The sequence below is a fragment of the Kluyvera ascorbata ATCC 33433 genome, from assembly GCF_000735365.1.
Lineage (GTDB): Bacteria > Pseudomonadota > Gammaproteobacteria > Enterobacterales > Enterobacteriaceae > Kluyvera > Kluyvera ascorbata.
Map to the genome: position 1 here is coordinate 1 of NZ_JMPL01000148.1, position 9,303 is coordinate 9,303.

The 9,303-nt window shown below is 55.9% G+C and carries 8 protein-coding genes; 4 read left to right on the forward strand and 4 right to left on the reverse strand.

Features of this window, described 5'->3' with window-relative positions; all coding sequences use genetic code 11:
• Positions 1–141: 141 nt before the first annotated feature.
• Entirely contained in the window at positions 142–906 is a 765-nt protein-coding gene (locus GKAS_RS21205) for an SDR family NAD(P)-dependent oxidoreductase (protein WP_035897225.1), read from the reverse strand.
• Between the two features lie 181 nt (positions 907–1,087).
• Between GKAS_RS21205 and GKAS_RS21210 the strand changes: the two genes are divergently transcribed.
• The gene (locus tag GKAS_RS21210; protein WP_035897228.1) at positions 1,088–2,404 is read left to right on the forward strand and encodes an aspartate aminotransferase family protein; all 1,317 of its coding nucleotides are present in this window, start codon (positions 1,088–1,090) and stop codon (positions 2,402–2,404) included.
• A gap of 71 nt (positions 2,405–2,475) precedes the next feature.
• Here the strand turns inward: GKAS_RS21210 and GKAS_RS21215 are convergent, their stop codons facing one another.
• The 3 genes from GKAS_RS21215 to GKAS_RS21225 all read right to left on the reverse strand — a co-directional run bounded on the left by GKAS_RS21215 (position 2,476) and on the right by GKAS_RS21225 (position 7,183).
• Positions 2,476–4,038: an AbgT family transporter gene (locus GKAS_RS21215; RefSeq protein WP_035897231.1), complete on the reverse strand. Its 1,563-nt coding sequence runs from the start codon at positions 4,036–4,038 to the stop codon at positions 2,476–2,478.
• 191 nt (positions 4,039–4,229) lie between these two features.
• Positions 4,230–4,853, reverse strand: coding sequence for an enterobactin synthase subunit EntD (gene entD / locus GKAS_RS21220; protein ID WP_035897234.1), 624 nt, complete (start codon positions 4,851–4,853; stop codon positions 4,230–4,232).
• Between the two features lie 50 nt (positions 4,854–4,903).
• Positions 4,904–7,183 carry a TonB-dependent siderophore receptor gene (locus GKAS_RS21225; protein WP_035897235.1) on the reverse strand — a complete coding sequence of 760 codons (2,280 nt, stop codon included), beginning with the start codon at positions 7,181–7,183 and terminating at the stop codon, positions 4,904–4,906.
• 201 nt (positions 7,184–7,384) lie between these two features.
• Here GKAS_RS21225 and fes point away from each other — a divergent pair, with 201 nt between their 5' ends.
• From fes to GKAS_RS21240, 3 genes are all read left to right on the forward strand, one after another.
• Complete coding sequence (gene fes, locus GKAS_RS21230; protein ID WP_035897238.1) at positions 7,385–8,593, forward strand: enterochelin esterase; 1,209 nt, start codon at positions 7,385–7,387, stop codon at positions 8,591–8,593.
• Positions 8,594–8,608: 15 nt separating this feature from the next.
• The gene (locus tag GKAS_RS21235) at positions 8,609–8,827 is read left to right on the forward strand and encodes an MbtH family protein (RefSeq protein ID WP_035897240.1); all 219 of its coding nucleotides are present in this window, start codon (positions 8,609–8,611) and stop codon (positions 8,825–8,827) included.
• Positions 8,824–9,303 (forward strand): condensation domain-containing protein (locus GKAS_RS21240; protein WP_035897241.1); only part of this gene is annotated, 480 nt, incomplete at its 3' end. The genes GKAS_RS21235 and GKAS_RS21240, both read left to right, overlap by 4 nt.

Consider the following 9,303-nt stretch of genomic DNA (forward strand, 5'->3'; position numbering starts at 1 on the left):
TGCACCCGCGCAATTTATGCGGCTGGAACTTGAAGGGAGCGCAACAGAGTGCTCAACCCGAATGCATCTCCACTTATTGGATAACTGTCACCACGAGATTGCGTGTAAAGCAGCCCTGAAAAGGGGAGGGGGAAAGCCACACTAATCCCTATCAATCGCAAACGGCTGCCACGCCTGACGCACCGGCATCACCTCCACGCGGTTAATATTCATATGGTCCGGCAGGGTTGCGATATAGAACATCTGCTCGGCGATATCCAGCGCCGACAGCGGCGTGGTGCCACGGTATAGCGCGTCGGATGCCGCCTGGTCGCCCTTGGTGCGCACCAGCGTAAACTCGGTCTCGGCAATGCCCGGCGCAAGGTCGGTGACGCGCACGCCGGTGCCTAACAGATCGCAGCGCAGGTTATAGCTGAACTGCTTCACAAACGCCTTGCTGGCACCGTAAACGTGGCTGCCGGGATAGGGCCACTGCCCGGCAATCGACCCAATATTAATAATGCTCGCGCCTGCGCCGTGGCGAATCAGCGTTGGCAGCAGGGCGTGCGTCACGTTGACCAACCCGGTCACGTTGGTATCAATCATGGTATGCCAATCGGCCAGATCGACCTTTTGCGCCGGCTGTGGTGCCAGCGCCAGCCCGGCATTGTTGATAAGCGCGGTAACATCGGCAAAGTCTGGCGGCAGCGCGGCGACGGCTGTACTCACCGCCGCGCTGTCCCGTACGTCCAGCTCAATCACATGCACCGGCACCTGCGATGCCAGCTCGGCCTGTAGCGCCTGAAGACGCGCCAGCCGACGCCCGCTCAGTACCAACGCCCAGCCTGCGCGCGCAAACACATGCGCTGCCGCTTCCCCAAAGCCGGAGGTCGCCCCGGTAATAAACACCACGTTACGCTTTTGCATTGTGCTCTCCTGTGCAGGTTGTTCCGGTCACTATAAAAACCGCGGCGCGGCCTGCCGAGAGCCAGTCGGCGTATGACGATGTGACACCGTTGTCACAGCGCCGCGACTACACTGGCTCTATCACTTTTTTTTCCGCCGACGACATGATGAATCACAGCCAACGGTATGCGAGGAACGACGAATGACAGAGTTGAACAACAAAGCGGTTCGCCAGCTGGACAGAGAGTATGTTTTTCATTCCTGGTCGATGCAGGGCAATTTGAGCCCGCTGGTGATTGCCGGCGCGAAAGGGTGCGAGCTATGGGATTACGACGGGAAAACCTATCTTGATTTCAGCAGCCAACTGGTGAACGTTAACCTCGGCTACCAGCACCCTCGCGTGCTGGCGGCGATGAAAGATCAGCTCGAGTCGCTGGTGACGATTGCCCCGGCCACCGCCAACCTGGCGCGCGGCGAAGCGGCAAAACGCATTATTGGGCTGGCGCCGGAAGGCTTTAGCAAGGTGTTCTTCACCAACGCCGGGGCCGATGCCAACGAAAACGCCATCCGCATGGCGCGTCTTTACACCGGGCGCGATAAAGTGCTGTCGGCGTACCGCTCCTACCACGGCAATACCGGCAGCGCCATTGCCGCCACCGGCGACTGGCGTCGCGTACCGAACGAATATTCGCGCGGCCACGTGCACTTCTTTAACCCATACCTCTACCGCACGGAGTTTAACGCCACCTCTGAACAGGAAGAGTGCAGCCGTGCGCTGGCTCACCTGCGGCGGATGATCGAGTGCGAAGGTCCGTCTTCTATTGCCGCTATCCTGCTAGAGTCGATTCCTGGCACGGCGGGGATTCTGGTGCCGCCGGAAGGTTATATGAAGGGCGTACGTGCGCTGGCGGACGAATTCGGGATTATCCTGATCCTCGATGAAGTGATGGCCGGGTTTGGCCGTACCGGTAGCTGGTTTGCCTTCGAGCAGGATGGGATCGTGCCGGATCTGATCACCTTTGCCAAAGGGGTGAATGCGGGCTATGTTCCGGCCGGTGGGGTGATCATCAGCGACAAGATCGCCCACTATTTTGACGATCACTTCTTTGCCGGTGGGCTGACTTATTCCGGACATCCGCTGGCGATGGCGGCGATTATTGCCACTCTTGATGCGATGAAGGACGAAGGGATCGTGGAGAACGCGGCGCACATCGGCAACGGCGTGCTGCGTCAGGGGCTGGAGGCGCTGGCCGCGTCGTCACCGCTGATAGGTGAAGTGCGCGGGCGTGGCGTGTTCCAGGCGCTGGAGCTGGTGAGCGACCGGGCGAAGAAAACGCCGCTGGCGGCTGGGGATATGGCGGAGATTAAAGGCGCGTTAACCGAAGCGGGGCTGCTGAGCTTCGTGGTGGAAAACCGCATTCACGTGGTGCCGCCGTGCACCATCAGCGCCGAGCAGGTGCAGAAAGGGGTAGGGATTTTGCACAACGTGTTAGGCAATTTTGCCCATTTAGCCGTGTAGTTTTGTGCCGGGCTACCAACGTCGTAGCCCGGCCAAGCGAAGCGCCGCCGGGAATGGCACCGAACAGACCGTTAACTCGGGCTCCAGGTATACGGCGCCGCGATACCCAACGGCATACCCACACCCCACCACACCAGCAACAGAATGCTCCAGGCGATGAAGAAGGCAATAGAGTACGGCATCATCATCGAGACCAGCGTGCCCACACCCGCACCCTTCACGTAGCGCTGGCAGTAGATAACGATCAGCGGGAAGAAGACCATCAGCGGGGTGATGATGTTGGTGCAGGAGTCACCGATACGGAACGCCGCTTGCGTCAGTTCCGGGGAAATCCCCACCGCCATCAGCATGGGTACCATAATCGGCGACAGCAGCGCCCATTTCGCCGACGCGGAGCCAATCAGCAGGTTCACCACCGCCGTCAGCACAATCATACCGATAATCGTTGCCTGCCCCGGCAGTTCTAGCGCTTTCAGACCGTCGGCACCCATCAGCGCGAACAGCGTACCAATGTTGGAGTCGCTGAATGCTTTGATAAACATGGCGCAGAAGAAAGCCATCACCATGTACGAACCCATTTTGCTCATGGAATCGTTCATCGCGCCAATCACGTCTTTACCCGACTTAAAGGTGCCGGACACAAAGCCGTAGACGATACCCGGCAGAATAAAGATCAGGAAAATCAGCGGCACGATGGACTTCATAATCGGCGCGCTATACGAGGTGAGTGAACCGTCGGTGCCGCGCAGCATCGAACCTTCCGGCCAGGCCGCAGCGGCCAGCGCCGACAGACCTAACAGCATCACCAGCGACGCGCGGCGGAAAGCGCGGCTCTCCTGCGGCGTGACGTTAGACATATCTTCATCGTGTTTAAAATCGCCGTCGATGGCCATTTTGCTGACGCGCGGCTCAACGATACGCTCGGTGACCCACCAGCCGACCAGCGTAATCACGATAGAAGAGACAATACCGAAGAACAGGTTGCACAGGGTGTTAACGGTGTAGGTGCTGTCCAGCAGTTGGGCGGCGGCCTGAGTAAAGCCTTGCAGCAGCGCATCGTTACCGGTCGGAACCATGTTGGCGGCAAAACCACCGGAGACGCCGGAGAACGCGGCGGCAATCCCTACCAGCGGGTGACGGCCAGCGGACATAAAGATAATTGCCCCCAGCGGAATGACCAGCACGTAGCCCGCATCTGCCGCCACGTGGCTGAACATCGCCACAAAAATCAGCATTGGCGTCAGCAGTTTTTTCGGCGTTACGCGCAGCATCTTTTTCAGCGCCACGTTGATAAAGCCGGAGCTTTCGGCAACGCCCACGCCGAGCATCGCCACCAGCACGATCCCCAGCGGCGCAAAGCCGGTAAAGGTGGTGACCATATTGGCGAGCGTATTGGTCAGCGCTTCAGGAGAGAGCAGGTTATTAACCTTCACCGCTTCCTGCGTCATCGGGTTGATAACGTCGAAGGTCATCATCGACAGCACCGCCGACAGGCCCATCACAATCAATAAAAAGTAGAAAAAGATCATCGCCGGTTCAGGTAACCGGTTCCCTGCTTTTTCTATCGCGTTAAGAAAGCCCGTCATCAGGCGGCTTTCACCCACTTCATTCCGTGTCCGTGTTTGGGTATTCATTCGGTTCCTTAATTCAGACAATTGTTTCATTGTTTGTATGAATGTTTCAGGGGAATGATAGGGGGAATTGCCGTGAGGAACACTATTTTTATGGTGGATAAATCTGACTAAAGACGCATTTTTTGATTTTTTATTTTATCAATGAGGTTTTGATTGGTTGTTGATTCGGTGTTTTCGATGTCTGGTCATATTTATGGCTGTTGATACAGCGTGACGATACGTTGGTGGTCAACGGTGTACCACACAATGATGGCGGTGAGGTTAATGGTAGGGATGTGCAGCGTGATATTTTGGGCATCAATATGGGTCACCACGGCATCATGGAAATGGAGCAACTGGGGGTAGCGAGCTGAAAGCGCTTTGTACAGGCTCTCTTTTGCCGAAAAAGTCAGCGTTAGTGCCAGCGGGAAGGGGATAGGGGCCGCACGCAGGTTTGTTAGCTCAACGCCACTCGCTACCTGCTCAGCGAGGGATTCGGCAAGCGAAACGTTCATCACTTCTTCAATATCGATCCCTACCGGACGATGCGAGACGATAGCAATCGCTGTTTGCCCGCAGTGGCTGATGCTGCCATATAGCCCTATTGGCCAAAGCGGCGCGCGATTTTCACCGATGCCTGGTACAGATTTCTCGCCAGCGGTACGCAGCGCATAAACGGCGGCAATGCGCCCCGCCAGGTGTTCTGTTTGGCGTTTTTTACCGGAGCGTTCAAGCAAGACGTGGTGTGGCAACCACAGTAAGTCCTGTGGTGTGAAGGTCTCTGGCTGGAAGTCGATACGGTGAATAGCGTTGAAGGTGGTGTGGTAGGTAAACATAAGCCTCCTGAAAAACCCTCTCCCGGTAGGGAGAGGGTAGGCACAGATTATCAGAAGTGCGTGTTGATGCTCATGTACCAGGTACGGCCGGATTCGTTGTAGGTTTCGGCACCTGCACCGTACATATAACTAGAAATACCGCCTTTCACGCCGCCAGTAGTCTGCGCATTACCTGCGCGCCAGTGGCGTTTATCGAAGACGTTATCAACACCCCCGGTCAGGCTTACGTATTTTGTGACATCCCAGGTTGCACTCAGACCAACGATGCTATATGGACTAACTTCATTGGTTTCTGAACCGGTCACTGGCTCACCTTTATAGTTGTATTTCTTTGGCTGCTGTTTACCGTACCAGGTGAACGTTGACTGGACGGATACATCCTGCTGAATTTGCCAGCTTAAGGTCGAGTTCAGCGTATATTCTGGAATAATCGACAGGCGGTCGCCAGTCTCTTTATTCTTACTTTGCAGCATATAGGTAATATTATTGGTCCAGTTTACCGACTCGCTAACCGGTACGTTAAGGGTGCCTTCCAGCCCTTCAACGACGGCTTTTGGCACGTTTTCCCACTGGTAAATATCGGTTTGAGTCGCTCCTGCGGAGGTATGGCCAATAGGGGCGTAACCCGCTTCAATTTTGTTGCGATAGTCGTTACGGAACCAGGTTACACCTGCCAACCAACCTTCGCGCTTGAATTCCAGACCAATTTCTTTGTTGATGCTGGTTTCTGCTTTCAGGTCATCATTACCCATCAAATAGCAACCAACATTAGCTGCACTGGCGTAACAACCTTGGCCCTGGCTATAGAGGATGTAATTGGAGTTTGTCTGATAGAGGCTCGGTGCCTTATAGGCACGTGCAATCCCCATTTTCAGCGTGAAATCGTCGCCTAAACCTTGGGAGAGGTTCAGAGATGGACTCCAGTTATTGCCGACGATACTGTGATGATCGAAGCGTAGCGCTGGGGTCAGCATAGTGCTGTCGGTGACTTCCATATTGTTTTCCGCAAACAGAGAGAAGATCTCGGCCTGGGAATATGGGCTTCGGTTGTAGGAATCTACGCCGGGAATCGGACCACCAGCGGGCACGCCAGAAGCGGGAATCAGTGCTTGAGTATTTGAGCTGGAATCTTTCATCTTTTGCTGGTTCCATTCTGCACCCAGTGTCAGATTCTGGTTCACCAACAGGTCAAACGGGATGTTAATTTCGCTATGCATCATGACGTCATCAAGGTCGATGTCTGCATATTTCTGTGTCGCTTTTGTATCGAAAATACCTTCGGTGCCCCCTGCTAAACCTTCCGGCGTACGGGAGTTACGCGTGTGTTCGTATTGTACCCAGTTACTTGTGGTGACGCCGTTATCCCATCCGCCATTCCAGGTTAAGGCATAGTTCTGGCGGTACAAGCGGTTCGTCTCTTTACCGTAGTTGTCTTTTACCAGTTGGTTGCTGTTTGTATTCTGGGTATCACCCGCATACAGGTTGCCCTGACGGCTGTAACCTGCTTCAAGTTCCAATGATTGCATTGGTGCGAATTCCCAGCGCACGACACCATTGATGTTTTTGTTTTCAACGCCTTCACGGCCAGCAGGCACGGTATCTGAGTAGATACCGGTACGCTCAGATTGGTGGCCTTGGTTGATATCCCATGCATCCGCTTGCGTTTTATCCATGCTTCCGTACAGACGGAAGCTGAAGGCATCACCAAGAGGTCCGGTCAGGCTAAAGTCGGTTCGCTTCGTTGAACCTTCATCCTTATGCTCTGGTGCATTCATGTAGGTATTCCATGAACCATGCCATTCGTTCTCAATTTTTTTGGTAATGATATTCACCACACCGCCTGCTGCGCCGTTACCGTAACGAGCAGCCGCAGGGCCACGAATAACTTCAATTCGTTCAATGAGTTCCGGCGGTACCCAACTGGTGTCGCCACGAGTATCACGTTCGCCGCGCCAACCCAGACGGATGGAGTTACGGCTGGTGACCGGCTTGCCGTCGATCAGAATCAGGGTGTTTTCCGGGCCCATACCGCGAATATCGATCTGGCGGTTGTTACCGCGCTGGCCGCTGGTGGAGTTACCGGTGAGGTTAACGCCCGGCATGGTACGGATGATTTCGGAGACGTCGCGGGCCGGTGGGCGCTTGCGAATTTCATCGGCGGTGATGGTCGATACACCCGGTGCCTGCAGGTTCTGCTCGGCAGCGGTAACGACCATGGTTTCACCGTCCACGTCTTTATTGCTGGTCGTCTCGGCGGCAAAAGCCGGAGATGCAACGCCATAAATACCCAGATTGACCAGGAAGGCCAGGGATTTGATTTTATTATTCATTGTGTGTCCTGCTTTTCGTCGCCAACGTCCCGTCGTGATCCGTTCCCAAAAGGGGAGACGCGGCAAGGTTGTATGCCAGAAGCATGTGAAAGTGCGCGGCAATACGCTATTGCAAATGCAAATAGTTATCAATAATATTATCAATAAATTTTCATATGTAACAATAAATTCCACAATAAACATAGGGTTAACGTGGTGGGAATGTTAACAACAGGAAGTGACGCGTGGTGGGATGCGATAAAAGGCCCACAATATGAAAGAGTTGGCGAAGATTATCGTGTCACATTTTGGTGGCGCGACCCCGCAGGCAGCGAGGATTCATCGCCCATTCGCCGGGTATGGATTTACATCACCGGCGTCACCGATCACCACCACAACTCTGCCCCGCAGACTCTTGAACGTATTCCCGATACCGACGTCTGGCACTGGACGACCACGTTGCCGCCTACCTGGCGCGGGAGCTACTGCTTCGCTCCCAGCGAGCGCGACGATGATTTCTCCCCTGACATTTTTACCGCCGCCGAGCCGGACCGGCAGAAGCTGCGCGAAGGCTGGCGCAAGCTGCTGCCTCAGGCCATTGCTGACCCGCTGAATCCACAAAGCTGGAAGGGCGGGCGCGGTCATGCGGTTTCGGCGCTCGAGATGCCGCAGGCTCCGGAACAGCCGGGGTGGTCAACGCCTGCGTCCACCTGGCGAGAACCGCAGTGCATTACCTGGCGCAGCGAGCGATTGGGCAATCAGCGCCGAGTGTGGATCTTCACCACCGGAGCGGTGAACGAAACCGATCGACCTTTAGCGGTGATGCTCGACGGCCAGTTCTGGGCCGAAAGCATGCCAGTGTGGCCAGCGCTGACTTCGCTCACCGAAGCGAAAAAGCTGCCTGCCGCGGTTTATCTGCTGATTGATGTGATTGATAACGCACACCGCAGCGTTGAGCTGCCCTGCAACCCGGACTTCTGGCTGGCGGTACAGCAGGAATTGCTGCCGCAGGTGCAGACGCTTGCGCCGTTCAGCGAGCGTGCTGAATGGACGGTGGTGGCTGGTCAGAGCTTCGGCGGCCTCTCTGCGCTTTACGCCGGATTGCACTGGCCGGAACGCTTTGGCTGCATACTCAGTCAGTCGGGGTCGTACTGGTGGCCGCATCGCGGTGGTCGCCAGCGTGGCGAAATACAAGAGCAGCTCGAACGTGGGGAACTTAAACCGCAAGGGCTGCGCATCGTGCTGGAAGCGGGTATCCGCGAGCCGATTATTTTTCGCGCCAATCAGGCACTTTTGGCGCAACTGCAACACACACAGCAGCCGATTTTCTGGCGTCAGGTTGACGGCGGACATGATGCGCTTTGCTGGCGCGGCGGGCTGACCGCCGGGCTGATGACGCTCTGGAACCCCCAGGCGGCAACGCGCGATTAACGACAGGAGTTTGGTATGCAAGTCAGTAACCCCTTCGACGTGGCGCAAGGGCAGTTTTACCTTCTGCAAAATCCTCAACAGCAGTTCAGCCTCTGGCCCCAGCAGTGTTCACTGCCTGCGGGCTGGACGGTGGTGTGCGAGCCGCAGTCGCTTGAGGCGTGTAACGCCTGGCTCACCCAAAACTGGACGACGATTTATCCTGACCATTTCTCCGTCAGCGGAGGCCGCTCATGAGCCCGCGTTTACCGCTGATCGCCGCCCAGCCGGGCATCTGGATGGCGGAAGCCCTGTCGACGCTACCTAACGCCTGGAGCGTGGCGCACTACGTTGAGCTAAACGGGGAGATTAACGGCGACCTGTTGGCGCGCGCTATTGTGATGGGCCTGAACCAGGCCGATACGCTGCGTATGCGCTTTAGCGAAGAGAATGGCGAAATCTGGCAGTGGCTGGATGACAGTATGGCGATTGCCGAACCGGCATGCCACGACCTGCGCGGTGAGTCTGACCCGCAGCAGGCGGCGCTAGCTTTGATGCAGCATGATCTCTCGCAAAACAGCCGCGTCGATAGCGGCAATCCGCTCTATTGCCACCAGCTTTTCCGCGTTGGCGATAATCAGTGGTTCTGGTATCAGCGTTACCATCATCTGCTGGTGGACGGCTTTAGCTTCCCGGCGATTACCCGCCAGATAAGCCTGATTTACCAGGCGCTG